13 protein-coding genes are annotated in these 19,925 nt (G+C 41.9%); 9 read left to right on the plus strand and 4 right to left on the minus strand.

All coding sequences use genetic code 11. From position 1 onward, the window contains the following. Positions 1-417 precede the first annotated feature (417 nt). Positions 418-1,896: an esterase-like activity of phytase family protein gene (locus AC5JMF_RS11080; protein WP_495795763.1), complete on the plus strand. Its 1,479-nt coding sequence runs from the start codon at positions 418-420 to the stop codon at positions 1,894-1,896. 104 nt (positions 1,897-2,000) lie between these two features. Here the strand turns inward: AC5JMF_RS11080 and AC5JMF_RS11085 are convergent, their stop codons facing one another. Further along, complete coding sequence (locus AC5JMF_RS11085; protein WP_495795764.1) at positions 2,001-2,645, minus strand: DUF3318 domain-containing protein; 645 nt, start codon at positions 2,643-2,645, stop codon at positions 2,001-2,003. 77 nt (positions 2,646-2,722) lie between these two features. Further along, entirely contained in the window at positions 2,723-3,280 is a 558-nt protein-coding gene (locus tag AC5JMF_RS11090) for a hypothetical protein (protein WP_495795765.1), read from the minus strand. Positions 3,281-3,829: 549 nt separating this feature from the next. On the opposite strand from AC5JMF_RS11090, the gene AC5JMF_RS11095 reads away from it, so the two are divergent. From AC5JMF_RS11095 to AC5JMF_RS11115, 5 genes are all read left to right on the plus strand, one after another. Then, positions 3,830-4,897, plus strand: a complete 1,068-nt coding sequence (locus AC5JMF_RS11095; protein WP_495795766.1) for an amino acid ABC transporter substrate-binding protein — start codon at positions 3,830-3,832, stop codon at positions 4,895-4,897. A 160-nt stretch (positions 4,898-5,057) separates the two neighbouring features. Beyond that, on the plus strand, positions 5,058-5,984 hold the full coding sequence (locus AC5JMF_RS11100; protein ID WP_495795767.1) for an amino acid ABC transporter permease: 927 nt from the start codon (positions 5,058-5,060) through the stop codon (positions 5,982-5,984). 87 nt (positions 5,985-6,071) lie between these two features. Further along, complete coding sequence (locus AC5JMF_RS11105; protein ID WP_495795768.1) at positions 6,072-7,223, plus strand: amino acid ABC transporter permease; 1,152 nt, start codon at positions 6,072-6,074, stop codon at positions 7,221-7,223. Positions 7,224-7,338: 115 nt separating this feature from the next. Continuing rightward, positions 7,339-8,082 carry an amino acid ABC transporter ATP-binding protein gene (locus tag AC5JMF_RS11110; RefSeq protein WP_495795769.1) on the plus strand — a complete coding sequence of 248 codons (744 nt, stop codon included), beginning with the start codon at positions 7,339-7,341 and terminating at the stop codon, positions 8,080-8,082. Between the two features lie 273 nt (positions 8,083-8,355). Beyond that, entirely contained in the window at positions 8,356-10,686 is a 2,331-nt protein-coding gene (locus AC5JMF_RS11115) for a WD40 repeat domain-containing protein (protein ID WP_495795770.1), read from the plus strand. Positions 10,687-10,728: 42 nt separating this feature from the next. Here the strand turns inward: AC5JMF_RS11115 and ptsP are convergent, their stop codons facing one another. Next, positions 10,729-13,227, minus strand: a complete 2,499-nt coding sequence (ptsP, locus tag AC5JMF_RS11120; RefSeq protein ID WP_495795771.1) for a phosphoenolpyruvate--protein phosphotransferase — start codon at positions 13,225-13,227, stop codon at positions 10,729-10,731. A gap of 419 nt (positions 13,228-13,646) precedes the next feature. On the opposite strand from ptsP, the gene AC5JMF_RS11125 reads away from it, so the two are divergent. The 3 genes from AC5JMF_RS11125 (at position 13,647) to argB (ending at position 18,938) form a co-directional block, all read left to right on the plus strand. Then, positions 13,647-16,526 (plus strand): ATP-binding protein, encoded by a 2,880-nt coding sequence (locus AC5JMF_RS11125; RefSeq protein ID WP_495795772.1) that lies wholly within the window; start codon positions 13,647-13,649, stop codon positions 16,524-16,526. Positions 16,527-16,619: 93 nt separating this feature from the next. Further along, a complete protein-coding gene (gene rlmN, locus AC5JMF_RS11130; RefSeq protein ID WP_495795773.1) occupies positions 16,620-17,693 on the plus strand; it encodes a dual-specificity RNA methyltransferase RlmN in 1,074 nt (357 codons plus the stop codon). Positions 17,694-18,041: 348 nt separating this feature from the next. Then, entirely contained in the window at positions 18,042-18,938 is an 897-nt protein-coding gene (argB, locus tag AC5JMF_RS11135; RefSeq protein ID WP_495795793.1) for an acetylglutamate kinase, read from the plus strand. A gap of 254 nt (positions 18,939-19,192) precedes the next feature. Here argB and AC5JMF_RS11140 read toward each other — a convergent pair whose 3' ends face one another. Beyond that, positions 19,193-19,555 carry a hypothetical protein gene (locus AC5JMF_RS11140; RefSeq protein WP_495795774.1) on the minus strand — a complete coding sequence of 121 codons (363 nt, stop codon included), beginning with the start codon at positions 19,553-19,555 and terminating at the stop codon, positions 19,193-19,195. Positions 19,556-19,925 lie beyond the last annotated feature (370 nt).

A 19,925-nucleotide genomic window follows, 5' to 3' on the forward strand; every position in this document is an offset into this window, starting at 1 on the left:
CGATGACTCGCTCTAAGCGAAGCTATGCCGCAGGCTTTACGCTACGCTATCGCTGACGCTCGTACCTCGCTATCGCTTCGCTAACGCTAACGCTATCGAGGACTCGCTACCGCTGCGAAGCGCGTAGTTCGTAATTAAGAAACTCTTATTTAGTATGGGTTTCGGAGTTTGAATGTGTAGACGAATTTTAGAGAATTGGTATAACAAACAAAACTACTCACTCAGCACGGGCTAAACGCCCCGCTACCGCTAACAGCACTCAGAACTGTTTTGTGAAGGTTGGATGAAGATGCTATTAAGTAAAAACCGAATTATATGAAAAATAAAAGTTATAAGAATAACATTAAGTTCTTTTAATCTTTTCTTAATCTAGAAGTCTAAAGCTGAGAAAAATACGTATTTTTTGGCAATAAATCTATGATTTCAGCAAAGCATTGGACTTCTCTATTGAGCTTTTCACTAGTAACTAGCATAGTTAGTATTACGGGATTTGCAGCATCTGCTAACGCGATCTCTTTGACTAGCTCTATTACTATCCCTGGTGAAAGCACAGATTTATACTCATTGGGTGGTAACAGTGCTAATAATAACCGCTTAGGTGGTTTTTTCTCGGATCTCTATTACGATCGCTACAATAACGTCTACTATGGTTTGACTGATCGTGGCCCTGGTGGTGGTGTTATTTCCTACAATACGCGAGTACAAAAGTTCTCACTGGATGTTAACTCCAACACAGGCGCGATTAGTGGCTTCAAACTTTTGGATACGATTCTTTTTACTCAAGATGGTAAAAACTTCAACGGATTAAACCCCAGTAAACTCAATGGTAATGCAGGAGTTCTGGGGTTGAGCTTTGACCCAGAGGGTTTTGCGATCGCCCCTAACGGCAATTTCTACGTTTCTGATGAATATGGGCCGTCTGTGTACGAATTTAGCCCAACTGGCTCATTTCTCAGAGCGTTTAACACCCCTGAAAACCTAATTCCCAAAGCTGGTAGCGACCTCAACTATGTAGATGGTCGTCCAATAATTACTAGTGGTCGGCAAGATAACCGAGGTTTTGAAGGTGTAACTCTCAGTCCAGATGGTAGCAAACTCTATGGACTGCTGCAAGACCCTTTAGTTAACGAAGGTTCACCAGATGGGCGGCGAAGTTCTAATTTAAGGTTGGTGGAATATGATACGAAAACAGGTGAGAGTACAGCTCAGTATATCTATCAGTTAGAAAGCCTGGAAAGTATTAATAGCCGTGTTTCTGAAGATACTTTTGGCGCAAATTCCCAAGGACGGAATATTGGTATTAGTGCGATTACGGCGTTGAATGATAAAGAATTTTTAGTATTAGAGCGAGACAATCGGGGTGTTGGTGTAGAAGATGCTACAGGTGAAATTCCTGTAGGTAGCAAACGTGTCTACAAAATTAGCCTCACAGGTGCAACTGATGTGAAGGGTGTTAGCTTGGCAGGTTTAAATACACTACCTACTGGCGTCATACCCGTAAATAAATCCACGTCACCATTTATTGATGTCGCTGAGTTGCTAAAGGCAAATGAACTAATTATTCCAGAGAAATTGGAAGGTTTAGCGATCGGGCCCCAACTTGCTGATGGTTCCTATGCAATTTTAGTAGGTACTGACAACGACTTCAGCGTCACTCAGAATGATGATGATGAGCAATTTGATGTTTGTACAGATGGTACTCAAGTAGCCATTGATAGCGGTTGTCCAGCAGGACAAGCTTTAATTCCCACCTATCTTTATGCTTTGAAGGCTAGCAGTGAGGATTTGAAGGGATTTGTACCACCTGCAAAAGTGCCAGAACCAACAGCAACCGCTGGAGTTATATTGCTAGGCTTGAGTACTTTTTGGTTGAAACGGTTAGGGAAGGGGGAATAGGGACTGGGGACTGGGGACTGGGGACTGGGGACTGGGGACTGGGGAATTGTAATTATCTTTCTCTCCCTACTCCCTACTCCCTACTCCCTACTCCCTTTTATCTACTACAGTTCGCCTTCATCTGTGGTTCTGGATTTGGCTTTTGCCTTGTTAGCACTACGTTTGAGGGCGGAGAGTCGGGCTTCGTATCTAGAGCGTTGGCGTTTACTGGGAGTGGTGTCAATTAGAGTTTTTAGGGCGCTACCTAGACTCTTATAGGCATTGGGGAGGCTATAACCAAAGCGAGTTGCTAAAGCGATCGCTTTCTCGTCAGCATCGGCCAATTCTTTGAGTTGCTTGTCCCCGTTATTCTTTTGGTACAGTCGCCAGCCTGAAACGCCACATAACGCCAAAGCTAACACCAGCAGTAATCCATCTTGCACCCACAATTCACCTACAGCACCACCTAAACCGATCGCTAATGCTGCCATTTCCCAACCATCTTTGGGAATTGTGTCATTTTGAACACGAGCAACTTCGTGCCAGAACAGTAGATTACGCTGATCCATTGCGAGGGCGTCCCATTTCACCAGGTCAATTTGAATTTCTACCTGGTCTTTACCAATTTCTTCGCAGCGGATCAGGGGTGGATTGACCTCAGTTGTACCTTCAACCGTGACCCAGCTCTGCAATTCTGGCGGTAGTAAGCTTTTCAACCGCCGGAGTTCACTCATTTCTGCTTTGGCAGAGGAGGTTGCATAGGATGTCATAAAATCCAGCCCCAGAAAAATTCATTATATAGTGAGGGTATCACTTTGGAGTATAGCTATTTCAGTGACGATTTGCCTCAATCACTAGGAAAACTTCCCCGTTTTTTTCGCGCTTCCATTGCTTTTTCCAGCAATTCCAGTAATCCTGGAGCTTCTTCTTGAATACTAAGTAACAATCTTTCCCCTAGTTCCATGTTACCAGGGTCTTGACCAGTTTCCATTACCTGTTTCAAGCGAGGTAGTGCTATGTTATCAACAATCTGAATTAACCCGCTCAAGCAACGGTGAAATTGCCTTTCTGTGAGAATCGAGTCTTCTAAAGGAAACTCAATAATGGCGCGGATTTCACCATCTGAGGGATCATATTCCCATTGCAGCATTTTGGTTTCCCAAGAGATAGCCAGCATTGTCTGTAGGATAGCTCCTTTGTGAGGATGGTCTTGAACTCCTACCAGAACTTGAGGTGCAAATACCCGGAAAAATTTTCCCTCTTCATCGAGCTGAACAACTATTAGGAAGTCTTCTATGTTATCAGCTTCCACACCTGTTATAATGCGGTCTTCTTCATCATCAAAACGGTAGTCCCAACCTAGATTGTCTAGGTAATTGGCAATCTGTTGCAGATTAGCTCCCATAAAAGCCTCATAAGTAACGGTGGAGCAGCTGTCATCAGACCTAGTTTAACCTGCTAGGGCAACTGCTTAAGTTGGTGCGGCTACTTCTGTTGATGGGGAATGGGGAATTGGGAATGAGAAAGAAATTATTATATTAGTCATAAGCTGTTCCACATATAACTTGCATAATTAGGGCGGGCAAGATGCCCACCCCACAAGAGTTTTATTTAATTTGATTATGTAATTTAGATGTTTTTTAGCTTACTTGTTTGTTTAGTTATTAATTTGAATGGCGAAGTAAGGTAGATATTTTCTATTTAATTTTTGATAATTTTGAGCAGATAAAAATTATTTTAAAATAAAATTTCACTGGAACTTCAAATAAGCATAAAAACAAATGAGAGAATATTGACTTCTATCATCAAAGTTTTTGAGATAAGCAGTAAAAACCTCAATACTGCTGTGTTGGAGATGAATACAGTACAGAGACTGATAAAGTTTTATATGATAATCTTTACTGAAGCATTGTAGTAATCAATACATTTTTATTGTTGAGTATCCTTAAAGTTTATGGGTAAAACAGCTTTAATGCTAGCGATCGCACCCTTAATATTTACCATCACCGCCTGTGGTGGAGAGTCGGAACAAACAGCCAACACAGATAGCAATCCAGCAACACAAGCAACTCAAAATCGTTGGAATACGGTTAAAAACCGTGGTCAGTTAATTTGTGGTGTCAGCGGCGAAGTACCAGGATTTAGCTTTGTGGGGTCTGATGGCAAATACAGTGGTATCGATGTGGATGTTTGCCGCGCCGTAGCAGCAGCTTTGTTTGATAATCCAGATGCTGTAGAATTCCGCAATCTCAATTCTAAAGAACGGTTTACAGCTTTACAAACTGGAGAAGTAGATATCCTTAGCCGTAATACTACTTGGACACTGGGACGTGACACCTCGCAAGGCATGGACTTTGCACCCGTGATTTTTTACGATGGTCAAGCTATTATGGTTCGCAAAAATAGCGGTATTAAGTCACTAGCAGACCTGAAAGGCAAAGCCATCTGTGTACAAACTGGTACCACTACTGAACAGAACTTAACTGATCAAATGCGGAAACGGGGCATTACTTACAAACCCGTTGTCTTTGAAGACGTTAATATTACTTTCGCCACCTATGCCGAAGGACGTTGTGACGGCATAACAGCTGACCGTTCAGCATTAGTTTCTCGGCGTTCGATTTTACCGAAACCTGATGATAACGTGATTCTCAATGAAGTAATTTCTTCCGAACCCTTAGCACCAGCTGTTGCTAAGGGAGATACTAGGTGGGGTGATACTGTCAAATGGGTGGTTTATTCTCTAGTTAAAGCCGAAGAGTTGGGCATTAATTCCCAAAATGTCGGTCAATTCGCCACCAGTAACGACCCAGATATTAAACGCTTCTTAGGAACAGAAGGCAACCTCGGCGAGGGAATGGGTTTAACAAAAGACTTTGCAGCCAGAATCGTCAAGCACGTCGGTAACTACGCCGAAATTTACGATCGCAATCTCGGCCCCAAAACAAAACTCAATCTTCCCCGCGAGCAAAATCAACTCTGGACGAAAGGTGGATTACTCTATTCTCCACCGTTTCGGTAGAAGGAATTAGGGGCTAGGGACTGGTGAAGATGAGGGAGATGAGGGAGATGAGGGAGAAAATTTCTCCGCGTCTTCGCGTCCTCTTCCCAATTCCCAATTCTCCATTCCCCATTCCTCAGTCTCCAATTCCCCATTCCCCACTCCCAATGACAAATGACAAATGACAAATGACAAACCACCCATATGTCGTGATTACCGATTTTGGCAGATTGCTGGGCAATTTATTGCAGTATTTTTAGCAACTGTTGTAGTGATAATACTGTGGGGCAACCTGAAGCGCAATTTACAGCAATTGGGCATTCAGTTTGGATTTGATTTTCTCAAGCAGCAAGCATCTTTTGATATTGGCGAAACGCTAATTACTTATAAACCCACTGATACCTACATTCGCGCTTTATGGGTGGGACTAATTAACTCTTTGCGGGTGGCGGTGACGGGAATTTTCCTTACAACTATTGTCGGAGTGAGTGCTGGTATTGCTCGACTTTCCGATAATTGGTTAGTAAGGAATATTACTCTAATTTATGTGGAGATTTTCCGTAATACGCCTTTACTGCTGCAATTGCTGTTTTGGTATTTTGCTGTTTTCCTTGGTTTTCCTAAGACTGAAAACAAAATCTCTGTTTGGGGATTGGTTGGATTTAGTCAGAATGGCATAGAAATTCCTTGGTTTACTTTGTCACCAGAGTTTTCAGCTTTGCTACTGGGGTTAATTTTTTATACTGGGGCATTCATTGCAGAAATTGTCAGAGGCGGAATTCAATCAGTACCCAAGGGACAATGGGAAGCAGCACGATCGCTAGGATTAAAACCAGGGTTAGTAATGCGACTGGTGGTTTTTCCTCAAGCCTTGCGGGTGATTATCCCACCACTGACAAGCCAGTATCTTAACTTGACTAAAAATTCCAGCTTAGCGATCGCGATCGGCTACCCTGATATTTATTTTGTTGCTTCCACGACCTTTAATCAAACAGGTAGAGCTGTAGAAGTTATGCTACTGATTATACTCACTTATCTTATTCTCAGTTTGACTATATCTGTAGTGATGAATTTATTAAACCGCACCGTGCAAATTCAAGAGAGATAACAGAGATAGGGAATGGAGAATTGGGAAGCAAGAAGTCTAAACTTGCGCTTTAACCAATAGAGACAAATAACCAATGAACAATAACAAATGACTAATCCTAAATTATTGTGGTTGCGTAAAAATTTGTTCAGTACTTGGTATAACAGCTTGTTAACTGTTGTTTGCTTAATTATGCTGTTTTGGGTAGTGCGGGGAGTTTTAATTTGGGCAATTACTCAAGCGCAATGGGCAGTAGTTCAGGTTAATTTACGTTTATTTTTAGTGGGTAGGTTTCCTCAGACTTTATATTGGCGAGTCTGGATTGTATTAGCGATCGCTTCTACTTTAAGTGCTATTACTTTAGGTTTATTTTTTGGTAAGCAACAGTTAACAAAGTGGAAAATTGCTCTCGTTGCTTTTATTGCTGCTTTGCTGTTGATTATTTTGCCGTTGGATTTAATATCTCGGCTTTGGTTACTCTTAATTGCTAGTTTGCTATTTGCAGGTTATTGGTTTGGAGTCAAGTTCGCCCAATTAATTTCTCCCTGGCTTTCTTTGGTATGGTTGTTATCTTTCCCATTAATTTTATGGCTGATCGGTGGTGGATTTGGCTTACAGTCAGTATCTACAAATTTGTGGAATGGGTTGCTACTTACTTTATTGATGGCAGCTATTAGCATTGTGCTTTCTTTTCCTCTTGGTGTATTACTAGCTTTAGGACGTACAAATAATCTACCAGTAATACGTTGGTTTTCTATTCTGTATATTGAAATAATTAGAGGAGTGCCGCTGATTGGGATTTTATTTTTGGCTCAGGTAATGCTGCCATTATTTTTACCAACAGATTTACGATTAGATCGGGTAGTGCGAGCGATCGCGGGACTGGTGATGTTTAGTGCAGCTTATATGGCGGAAAACGTGCGTGGCGGACTGCAAGCAATCCCGCGTGGACAATTTGAAGCCGCTAAAGCGTTAGGATTAAATACACCTTTGGTAGTTTTATTTATTGTATTGCCTCAAGCATTACGTGCTGTTATTCCTGCAATTGTTGGTCAGTTTATTGGTTTATTTAAAGACACTTCCCTCTTATCTCTAGTGGGATTAGTAGAACTAACTGGCATTGCTCGTTCGATATTGGCACAGCCGCAATTTATTGGGCGTTATGCAGAAGTTTATCTATTTGTTGGCTTGATTTATTGGGTGTTTTGTTATTCAATGTCCTTGGCTTCTCGGCGATTAGAAAGACAGTTAAGCCAGTAGCTGCGCGATGGCTAGATGAGGCTTCTATTATGTTGGAAAGACAGCAGGAAATTTGGCGAATACCTTCGAGGTTCCCAGTTACTTCGGTACAGATGTAGCTTAGAGGTAAAAATTAATGACAACAGAATCAACGCCGATAATTATCGCTGAAGATGTGCAAAAGTGGTATGGCAAATTCCATGCTCTAAGAGGTGTAAGTTTAACAGTAAATCGTGGGGAGGTAGTAGTTTTAATGGGGCCTTCAGGTTCAGGTAAATCAACTTTTATCCGGACATTTAATGCTTTAGAAGCATATCAAAAAGGCAAAATTATTATTGATGGAATTACCCTCAGCCATGACTTGCGAAATATTGAAGCAATTCGACGGGAAGTAGGAATGGTGTTTCAGCAGTTTAATTTATTTCCTCATCTAACAGTGCTGCAAAATATTACCTTGGCACCAATTTGGGTACGTCGGTTGAAGAAATTAGAAGCTGAAGAAATGGGCAAAAAACTGTTAGAAAGAGTAGGAATTTTAGAACAAGCACATAAATATCCAGGACAGTTGTCTGGGGGACAGCAGCAAAGGGTAGCGATCGCTCGTGCTTTGGCTATGCAACCTAAGATTATGCTGTTTGATGAACCCACCTCAGCTTTAGATCCAGAGATGGTAAGAGAAGTTTTAGATGTAATGCGAAGTCTCGCCCGTGATGGGATGACAATGGTGGTAGTTACCCATGAAGTCGGATTCGCTCGTGAAGTCGCTGATCGAGTAATTTTAATGGATGATGGTTCTCTGGTTGAGTCAGCAACCCCTAATACCTTTTTCAGCAACCCCAAAGAAGAACGAACCCGTAAATTTTTATCACAAATTCTCTAACACTCTGCGTCTGTTTGCATTTCAATAATATTAGTAAACAGGAAACAGGGAATAGAGTTGAAAGTCTGTTGGTCTTTTGGCTTTATGTTTAGTTAATGTCCTAAACTATGCTTCGACTGCTATAGTAAGAGACGAACTATGTTTGTAAATACTAATGACAACCAGTGAATTTGCAATTTAAATGCATAATAGCTGATTACGGAATTTTTGCAACATACTGTTAATGTGATTTATTTAATTACGAATTACGAATTATTTAACAGGATTCTCCTTATGGAGCCAGGTTTAAGATTGTTAATTCAACTGATACTAGAGTTTGCACCTGTAATTGTAGCCCTAGTCCAAAAAAGAACAGAGGAAGGTTTAAATAAAACCACCCACCAGCTACCACAAGTCATTCAAGAAGTCTTTCAAGCTGTCAATATCTCAACCCGGACAGATAATTATACCACGGGGGTAGAACAAGAAAAACTTTTGCAAAAACAGTTAGCAGTTTATCATCGGGAAACACAATTACAAATAGTTAATCAAGAGAGACAAACAGCTATCAAATTACCAGAAATCAATAAAATTCTTGATAGCTGGCCCCTAAGATTATATCCTTCACAAATTTTAGATTCTCATACTAGCGATAGTCATGCACCCCTCAAAATCTTTCTAGCTCCCCCGCAAGTAAAGTTTGACCAATTTGATGAAAAAAACGATGATATTCCAGAAATTGAGCTAATATTAGCTGAAGGGTTACGCAAGTTTATAAATAAGCACTATTATCTGCAAAATCCTATTAGACCAATAGAATTTTTAGCCGGAGCGTGGGATAGTAAACGATTTCATAGTGAATCTAGTATTAAGGCTTTGTTTGGTGTATTGAAAACCGAGCCTATTTTAATTCTAGAATCAGAAACTGAGGGAGATTACCTAAATTTTCGTATTGCTTACTGGGGACTAAGACAAGCAAGTTATTATTACAAAACAATTGCCAGATTATCTTATCAAGAAATTCTCCAACAATCAGCAAAAAGCCGTGCTTTAGAATGGCAGAAAACTAGAAATAAATTGTTAGCATTAGGAGAAAATTTAGCCGAAGTTAATCAACTTGGTAAAGATAATGTCTGGAATTTAGCAATTTTGGAAAAGGCAGAAAAATGGCAAGCTAAAGGAATCGATGTTAGTAAGTTAGACTTGCAATATCAAGTTAATTATCAAGATTTTGAACAACTTTGCCAGGTATTGATTACCTGTCATATTCTGGTTGCTGCTTGGGTGGCAGATGTCTATCACTTAATCCACTATGATGTACCACCATTACTGCCAGAGTTATTGCCGGATTTACTCAAAGATGTTCTCGATTGGCAATCATTGCAAGCAATTACCACAGGCTACAAACAAGTTTACCAAGCTTTAGAACAAGAGCGACGTTATTGGGTTCCAGAGTTGGCTTTACAATTAGCTCAAAGTTTATCCCATTTACCCGATCGCTCTTTAGCACAAGAACAAATCGATTACTCCATAGCTACATGGTTAGAATTGCGTGAAGTTTCGCCACAGCAATTTTTTAACCCCTTAGAGGCAATGTCATCAACTGTCAGGATAGAAGATGAAGAATATATCCAAAAGTTAAAGCAATATTTCACGACAATCGGTGAGAGTCAGAGTGTAAACCAACTTGAGAAAATTTTAGATGCGATCGCCAATCTCAAACACAAACTCACCCTAAAACCTGCCACTCTCAGCTACACTCAAATTGCACATCCTTGCAAAGTGACGGCTGTCGCCATTAGTCCTGATATGGAAATTTTGGTGAGTGGATGTGCAGATAGAACCATTAGGATGCGGAATTTTCAAACTGGTAAACTGACTCGGACTCTCGATGATTGCGGTGAAGTTTCATCCGTGGCTATCAGTCCCGATGGAAATTTGCTTGCGGTTGGTAGTTGCGAACATCCCAGAAGTAATGTTAGAGTTTGGCACTTGAAAACAGGTAAACTCATCCACACCCTTTTAGGGCATCAAAAACCAGTCAATGTAGTGGTAATCAGTCCTGATGGGCAGATTCTCGCCAGTGGGAGTAATAAAATCAAAATTTGGAATTTGCATAAAGGCGATCGCATTTGTACGCTGTGGCATTCATCCGCTGTTCATGCTATTGCTATCAGTGCTGATGGGCAGATGCTTGTTAGTGGTAGTTCTGATAATAAAATTAGATTATGGAATCCTCGTACAGGTGATCCATTACGAACACTTAGTAATCATGAAGGTGATGTCAAGGCGATCGCTATTAGTCCTGATGGACAACTACTTTTAAGTGGTGGTGCTGACAAAACTATTAAAATTTGGCACTTGATTACAGGAAAAGTTTTACATACATTGACTGAGCATACTGAGGCAGTGAAATGTTTAGCTGTCAGTCAGGATGGACAAACCCTGTTTAGTGGCAGTGTCGATAAAACTATCAAAATTTGGTGTGTTTCCACAGGCAAATTGTTGCAAACTCTCAGCGGACATTTAGGGCCAGTGAATTCTCTTGCCCTTAGCTCTGATGGTAAGTTGTTAATTAGTGGTAGTTCTGATAAAACTATCAAAATTTGGCAGATAGTTGTTTAACCAGCCTATATGCACGAAATATTATCTTTACACGCATATGTCTTACTGTTGAATAAGTAACTGTCTGACATCAGCTGCGGAATCTTGTTGCAATGCTGATGCTGCGATCGCTTCTGCCTCAAGTACGGTTAATTGAGCGATTGCTTGTTTGATTGCAGGTATGGCTTGAGGATTGACGCTTAATTCATCTAATCCCAAACCGATTAAAATTGGTGCTGCTAAAGGATCTGCTGCTAGTTCACCACATAACCCTACCCAAATACCAGCTGCATGAGCAGCTTGCACAGTTTGCTGGATCATTCGCAATACTGCTGGGTGTAGTGCATCCGCCAAATTTGCCACTTTGGGGTTGGTGCGATCGCCCGCCATGATATATTGGCTCAGATCGTTGGTACCAATACTAAAAAAGTCTACTTCAGCGGCTAACTGATCGGCGATCGCCACTGCTGAGGGAATTTCGATCATAACGCCCAATGCGATCGCACTATCGAAGGGGATATTAGCTTGCTGAAGTTCTACTTGTACTTCTGCCAAGATTGCTTTAGCTGCACGCACCTCCATGACAGTAGCAATCATGGGCAGCATAATTTTAATTTGGTGCCCTACACTAGCGCGTAAAATTGCCCGCAATTGTGTTTTGAATAAATCCGGTTGATCCAAACACAAACGAATTCCTCGGCAGCCTAAGAAAGGGTTGGCTTCTGGGGTTGTTGGTTGCAAGTAAGGCAGTGGCTTATCACCACCGACATCTAGGGTACGAATAATTAACGGTTGCGAGTTGAGAACTTGGGCGATCGCCTGATAAACTGACAGTTGTTCTGCTTCTTGGGGCGCACTTGTGCGGTTAAGATATAAAAACTCGGTACGAAGCAGTCCTACACCTTCTGCACCATTAGCCACAGCTGCTTGAGCATCAGCAATGCTACCAATATTAGCAAGGATACAAAAGCGCCGACCATCACGGGTAATTGCTGGCTGGTGCGCTGTGGCTCGTGCTTGCTGCTGAGCAGTGTGCCATGCTTCTCGCTTGGCTTCTAGTACACCGAGAGTATCTGGTTGTGGTTTTACCCATGCTTTACCACTCTCGCCATCGAGGGCCATGATTGTACCATCTTCCAGGTACAACACTCCTTTCTCTATTCCCAAGACAGCGGGAATACCCAATGTCCGGGCAATAATGGCGCTGTGGGAGGTTGCACTACCAGAAGTAGTACAAATCCCTAAGACTTTTGTGGGATCTAGTCCGGCGGTGTCTGAGGGGGTTAAATCAGAGGCGACAATAATTGCAGGTTCACCAAGATTTAAGTCTGGAGGCGCGTTACCAACTAGTAATCGCAGTACCCTTTTGCCTACGTCCATAACATCGTCAACTCGCTCTTGGAGATAAGCATCCTCTAGGGTATAGTAGGAGTTTGCGACTTCATTGACTACGGCTTGCCAAGCGGCTTCCGCATTGAGGTGATGCTCCACAATACGTTGGTGAGCCGCTTCTAGTAATACTGGATCTTCTAAAAATAATAAATGAGCATCAAAGATCGCAGCTTCAGCATCCCCAATTTGCATTGATGCTTGGGCGAATAATGCTTGAATTTGCTGTTTGGCAATGTGAATTACTGATTGTAAACGTTGCCACTCTGCCTCAGCGTCATCTACGTGATATTGCGTAATTGCAATTGGGGTGGGTTGATAATGAACAACAGGAGCGATCGCCACTCCTGGAGATGCTGCAATTCCTGAAAGCTCGCCTGGGGTAGTCGGGGTAACTGCTGGGTGAGATGTCGTTGTCGGTGCAAAAGCGGTATTATCTTCACCAAAGTTGTTAGCGAATAAGCCTTGTAATGTCGCGAGTGCTATGTCTGCATCAGCACCAGTGGCAGTAATTACCAGTTCATGTCCTTGACGTACCCCTAAAGTTGCGACTTGGTTGATACTGTCACCTCGAACAAACTTAGTATTTCTAGTTAAATTCTGCACCTGAATTTGGGCTGAAAATCGAGCGGCAGTAGCGACAAATTGAGCAGCAGGACGAGCGTGTAATCCTAAACGATTACTGACGATGAGCCGAATTTCTTTGGTAGGCGATTCTAAATTGGTTGTGGCTGAGTTACTCTCAACTGATAACGGACTAATGACTATACCTAATTGACTGGCTTTTGCTGCTAATGCACCTCTGGCTTCGGCAATGACTTGCTGAATGTCACCACCAACAGCGGCGGCAACAGCGGCGGCAACAGCACCTTCTACTAGGGGTGCTTCACATAAGTATACTTTTTGCTGCTGTGCTTCCAAGAGAAACTCTAAAGCCATTTCTGCACTGAGCAAAGCACTACCTAAATCCATTAAAACTAATACACCATCTTCGGTAAATACAGAAGCGATCGCTTCATAAATCTGAATAGAATCTGTACCCAGTGGATTCTCTGCATCTTCAATACCAGCTGCAACAGCGAGGGGAACTTTACCCTGAACCATCTGCGCGGCTAGTTCCCGTACTCCTAAAGCTAGTTGTTTGCTGTGAGAAACAATCACAATTCCAATCACGGCAACACCATCTATATAAATTCGTAATTCGTAATTCGTAATTCGTAATTAAGAAGGTTCTTCAGTACTATTATGCTAAAGTTTGGACTAAAAAAGCTTATAAAGCTTGCTAGGCAAAGAAAAACATGTTTGTTTTTTTATGTTCTTTTTTCAGATTGCCTCTTTTCCCCGTTCCCTGTTCTCTTTTAACAGAGTATTTATTTAGCATAACAAGTACGATAGAGCCATTAAGAAATTCAAATCTCATCTAAAAGCCATTAGTATTTTTTCATAGTAATTATGTGTTTGTTGCGGGTATTCACCGATAAAAATAGCTAGAGCTTTATCTAGTATTTAAGTTTTCAGCATTCTCACCCTTATTTCACAATATAACAATAGGCTATCTAAATAATCAGAGTATCAATATAAATTAACTAAGTATGCATACCCAACCTATTTTGGGTGTCGATAAAAATTACCACTCAGTCATGAAGCTGCCGCGTTCTTTAACTACTATTGAAACTTTTGGTTTTAGCTTGTGTGGGTTATTGGGATGGTTTTCGTCGGCACCAGTTATCACTTATGGACTGGGGATACAAGCTTTATGGGTATGGATACCAGCAACGATTATAGGTTTAATGTTGTGCTTCCAAGTGCAAGCTTTGGGGAAGCAATGGCCAGATGTAGCAGGAGGAACCGCTAACTACACCAGCAGATTGCTAGAGAATTTTCCCTTTCTAGGACGTTATGCAGCTTTAGGATACTTTGTTGGTTGGGCAGCATTTCCACTGAGTAGCATCATCCTAACAGAATTAATTAAAGCTCAACTTGAACCTTGGGGTGTTTCTTGCCCAGAAATGCCGATGAAAATCGTTTTCACTCTGATTTTGTTTAGTGTGGCATTTAGCGGCACACGCACCTTAGCGATTCTGCACCTGTGTTTCATTATCCCGGCAGTAGGATTGGTGCTTTTGTTTTCTATTCAAGGCATTAGTTGGTTAGCATTTTCACCACAAAGCAATGGATTTTTTCCTAATAGTTTGCCGAGTTTCTCAGTTGTTGAATGGCCAAAGTGGTTTATTTTTGCAGTCTATGCTGTATATCCTTTGGAAACAGGAGTAGCATTTATTGCCGATAGTCAGCAACCTCGTCAAACTTTGAGTTTACTATCGGTAGTCGCTTGCCTGATGCCAATTATCTCTTTAGGTGGTTCTTGGGTATTAATCTGTTTGGCAAGTAATTCGGAATTCGGGGGTGACACCTTTAAAACTTTTTTCGCTGCTTCACCTTTCTGGGGTCAATCAGCTTCATTCATTGTGACACTATTGATTTCCTCTAATAGTCTTCTCAGTGCTGCAATTGGGATTGTTAATACTCCTCGCATTTTGTATCAACTAGCTTTAGATGGACATCTATCACCAGTTTTTACGGTTGTTTCTCGCCAAGGTGTGCTGAAACCCGGACTAGCATTTACCTTTGTGTTCGGTGTGTATTATTTGATGTGGAGTAATTTGAATAGCTTGGTGATGATGATCACTGTTAGCTATTTGCTCTGTATCATCATGTTTCATTTTGGATTGTGGTTAAATCGTGGTCAACCAGGAATACGATGGCCTTGGTTGTCTCTAGGTTTTTGTCTTTTAGAAGCTTTTGCTTTAATAGTTGGTGGTTTGGCGTGGAATTGGCGAGACTTGGTTGCAGGGTTGCTGTCTCCGCTATTGATTTTAGTGGCTGATGCTGCTATTCGGCGGATAGCTTTTCCACCTTTTCATCTGCAATGGTGGGTGCAGCGCCGCCAGTTTGACAGTGTAAAAATTAAAGATTTTGTTGGGTTTCAGGTAGGAATTTTAGTTGCATTGATTTGTACGGCAGCAACGATCGCCTGGGTAATTAAAGATAATTTACAAAAGCTCCCTGGTGATATTGATGATAATCTTTTAGCAATTGTCTTGATGATTTTATCATTCATGGGAGTAGCGATCGCTTGCTGGACTACTTTACCTCAAATTGCCTCGATTGCGGAAGCTCGTGAGATAGCTGAGAGTCGTTTTATAAATGCTTTAGATACTGTTTTAGATACTATTTTAGTACTTGATGAAACAGGTGCGATCGCTCAAGCTAATGCAGCGGCTGAAGTCTTATTGACGATAGATACTAATCAATTAATTGGGCATCATCTCAATGATTTTTTATTAGAACTAGATGATGTACCTGCTTATTGGCAAAATAGAAGCGAACAAATCTTCAACCATCCCCAAACAGGTAAACGCATCATCGAAATTACGATTTCACAGAGAATGATTCGCCAGCGCCAAGAATATATCGTGTTCTTGCGGGATATTAGCGATCGCAAACAAGTTGAAGAACAACTGCGCTATTCACAAGCAACTCTACTACAACAAGCAACTGAACTCAAACAAACTCTGCAAAACCTACAGCGCACTCAATCCCAACTTATTCAAACCGAAAAAATGTCTAGTCTCGGACAACTTGTTGCAGGTGTAGCGCATGAAATTAATAATCCCGTTAATTTTATCCATGGGAACCTTGCTCATATTGATCACTACACCCAGGATTTAATTAATTTAATTCAGCTTTACCAAGAGAGTTGCATCAATACTACCCCAGAACTGCAAAATTTAATATCAGAAATTGACCTCGATTTTCTCATTGAGGATATGCCTAAAACCATTTCTTCAATGAAAATTGGTACTCAACGCATTCGCGAAATTGTGCTGACCTTACGCAACTTTTCTCGGTTGGATGAAGCCGAAATGAAATTTGTCAATATTCACGAGGGAATTGATAGTACTCTATTAATTTTACAAAATCGTCTCAAAGCGAAACCAGAACATGCTGCTATTGAGATTTGTAAGGAATATGGTCAATTGCCAGAAATAGAATGTTATGCCGGACAATTAAACCAAGTGTTTATGAATATCCTCAGTAATGCAATTGATGCTTTAGATAAACATAATCAAGAAAGAACAACAGCAGAAATTCAAAATAAACCCAGTCAAATTAAAATCTGCACTCAAGTGTTAGACAATAATTGGGTTGCCATTTCGATTCAAGATAATGGTTTAGGAATGACTGAAAGTGTTAAACAAAAACTTTTTGATCCCTTCTTCACAACTAAGCCTGTAGGACAAGGCACAGGTTTAGGATTATCAATCAGTTATCAAATAGTTGTAGATAAACACAATGGTAAGATTGAGTGTATTTCTGAACCTGGAGGTGGGGCAGAATTTAAGATTGAAATTCCAATCAGGCAAAGCTCCTATAGCAATCCTAATTTATTGACAATTTTCAAACAATGATGTAAAAAATGTTTAAAATTGATCAATAAGTGACTATGATTGTCTAGGTTATTGGTCGCTTAGTACAAGCTCTTATATGGTTTTTTAGTTCATATGTCTGCTACGCCTGTTGTATCTCAGGTTGACTCATACAACCGAGAAAAATCACAATTAATTACTCCCTTGGTGGGTGCTTCGGTTGCTGAATTAACTGCTTGGGTACAGCAGCAAGGACAACCTGCCTATAGAGGTAAGCAGCTGCATGAGTGGATCTATCAAAAGGGAGTGCGATCGCTAGCTGATATTTCTGTCTTCTCTAAACAATGGCGTACAGAAATTGCCGAAGTTCCTGTTGGGCGCTCAACTTTACACTATCGCACTGTTGCACCTGATGGGACTGTCAAGTATCTTTTACAGTTGGCAGATGGGCAAATTATTGAAACTGTTGGTATACCCAGTGACAAACGCTTAACAGTGTGCGTCTCTACTCAGGTGGGTTGCCCGATGGCTTGTGATTTTTGCGCCACTGGCAAGGGAGGCTATAAGCGCAATCTGGCACGTCATGAAATTGTTGATCAAGTATTGACTGTGCAAGAAGATTTTCAACAACGGGTGAGCAATGTGGTATTTATGGGCATGGGTGAACCGTTGTTAAATACTGACAATGTTTTGGCTGCGATTAAATCAATCAATCAAGATATTGGTATTGGACAGCGATCGCTAACTGTCTCAACCGTCGGCATTCGCGATCGAATTCGTCATTTTGCCCAGCATCATTTGCAAGTCACTCTCGCGGTGAGTCTTCACGCTTCTAATCAAGCCCTACGCGAACAACTCATCCCCAGTGCCCGCTCCTATCCTCTTGTGGATCTACTCGCCGAATGTCGAGAATATGTAGAAATTACGGGACGACGCGTAACTTTTGAATACATTCTTCTCGCTGGACTCAACGACTTACCAGAACATGCGCTAGAGCTAGCCAAATGTCTGCGAGGATTCCAGAGTCATGTAAATTTGATTCCCTACAATCCCATTCAAGAAGTAGACTACAAACGCCCTAACCGCGATCGTATTCAAGCTTTCCTGAACATTCTCAAACAACAAAACATAGCCGTTAGCATCCGCTACTCTCGTGGCTTAGAAGCAGATGCGGCTTGCGGGCAATTGAGAGCCAGTAAAAGAGGCTAGGAGCAGGGGGCAGGTGTAGGTTTTTAATATTTTGCGTTTTGATCGACGCAAAGACGCGGGGACGGGGAGACGCGGGGACGGGGAGACGCACAGAAAGATTTTGGAACGAAAAAATAGGCTTTTTCAGATTGAATGTAAAATCCCTACACCTGTGAGGGGGAGGCAGGGGAGGCAGGGGAAGATGAGGGGATGTGGTTCGACTTCGCTCACCAACCGGGAGAAAATTTCCCCGCGTCCCCGCGTCCCCGTGTCCCCACGTCCTCTTCCCCAATTCCCCATTCCCCATTCCCTTTTGACTCCAAAGTCTTCTACACTGACTGCATAGGTTTTAAATCTCAACAAATCCTTGTGATGGTCAACGATACTGACTACATCAGGCAAACTGAAGCCACCCGTGTGCGCGTGCTAAGCGAAGCACTACCTTACATTCAACAATTCACAGGTCGCACTATTGTTGTTAAGTATGGTGGTGCTGCGATGAAAGACAGCACTCTCAAAGATCGAGTTATTCGCGACATTGTATTTTTATCCTGCGTCGGCTTGCGTCCAATTTTGGTACACGGCGGTGGGCCAGAAATTAACAGTTGGTTAGATAAATTAGGAATTGAAGCGCAATTTAAAAATGGATTAAGAGTCACTGATGCCCCCACAATGAATGTGGTGGAAATGGTTTTAGTCGGTCGAGTTAATAAGGAAATTGTTGCCTTAATTAACCAGGCTGGAGGTTTAGCAGTCGGACTTTGCGGTAAAGACGGTAATCTCATTACAGCTCGTCCTCAAGGTCAAGAAGACATCGGCTTTGTAGGGGAAGTTAGCAATGTCAATATCAAAATTTTGGAAACCCTCGCCAGTAATGGCTATATTCCTGTAGTGTCGAGTGTAGCCGCAGATGAGACAGGACAATCTTACAACATTAATGCTGATACTGTAGCTGGTGAGATAGCAGCCGCATTAGGAGCAGAAAAGTTAATTTTGTTAACTGACACAAGGGGTATTTTAAAAGATTACAAAGACCCGTCTACGTTGATACCGAAAGTAGATATTCGCGAAGCCCGCGATTTAATTGCTACTGGTGTAGTCGGTGGCGGGATGATCCCCAAAGTTAATTGCTGTGTGCGATCGCTCGCTCAAGGAGTACGCGCCGCACACATCATCGACGGACGCATCCCTCACGCCCTCCTGCTCGAAATCTTTACCGATGTTGGTATCGGTACAATGATTCTTGGTTCACAGTTTAGTCCGTAATTTCGTAATTCGTAATTCGTAATTCGTAATTCGTAATGACGCTCGAAGACTCGCTACCGCTTCGCTAACGTAATTCGGAGTGGGAAATTGGGAATGGTGTAATCTTTCTTTACTTCCCCGCGTCTCCCCCATCTTTTGGTTGGTGAGTTTCGGCTACGCGGTAATCGAGTGAAGTCGAGATTCAACTACCGCGTACCCTTCAAGATCTTGCTAAGCGTCGCATCTTTGACAGGAGAAGTCGAACCACATCTCACTTACCAGGGATAATTTAGGATGACGCGCGATCGCCCTCTGAATGGTGTACGACGCCAGGAATTATTGATAATTACTGGATTAACTAAGGTCGAGTCTTGAATTGTGGGATTGATTAAAGTCGGATTAATCAGTGTGGAATTTCCTACTTGTTGTCTTGTCTGAGGATAGGAATAATTGGAATAATTATTAGATCGTGGTCTGAGTCCCGTAGCTGGGTCTACGAGAATGGGAGTAGGAATTGGACTACCGTAAATAAAGGTACCAACAGCAGGCGAGCGGCTAACTCCAGAATTACCATTAATAATTATTACCTGCTGAGCCGAAGCTGGAGCGATCGCTGCACTCATCACTGCGAGTGTCATACCAGCTCCCAGCCAATTTAATTTTGAGTACTTGATTTTCAGCATATTTTGTGCATAAACGCAATGAAAGGGAACAGGGAATAGGGAATAGGGAATAGGAAAAATCAGCCACCCACTTATAGGTGGGGTTTCTACTTACCTTCGGAAACATAGATTATTTCGCCTACAAAAGGCGATCTTCTCCTATTGGAGACGCTAACGCGAACGCGTAGTTGAATCTCGACTTCGCTCGATTACCGCGTAGCCGAAACTCACCAACCGGGAGAAAATTTCTCCGCGTCCCCGCGTCCTCTTGTCCAATCCCCAGTCCCCAATCTCCACTCAAATTCTAAAATTTTATCGACTTGAAGATTGTCGATTGATAAGAAGA

Source organism: Desmonostoc vinosum (assembly GCF_059505385.1).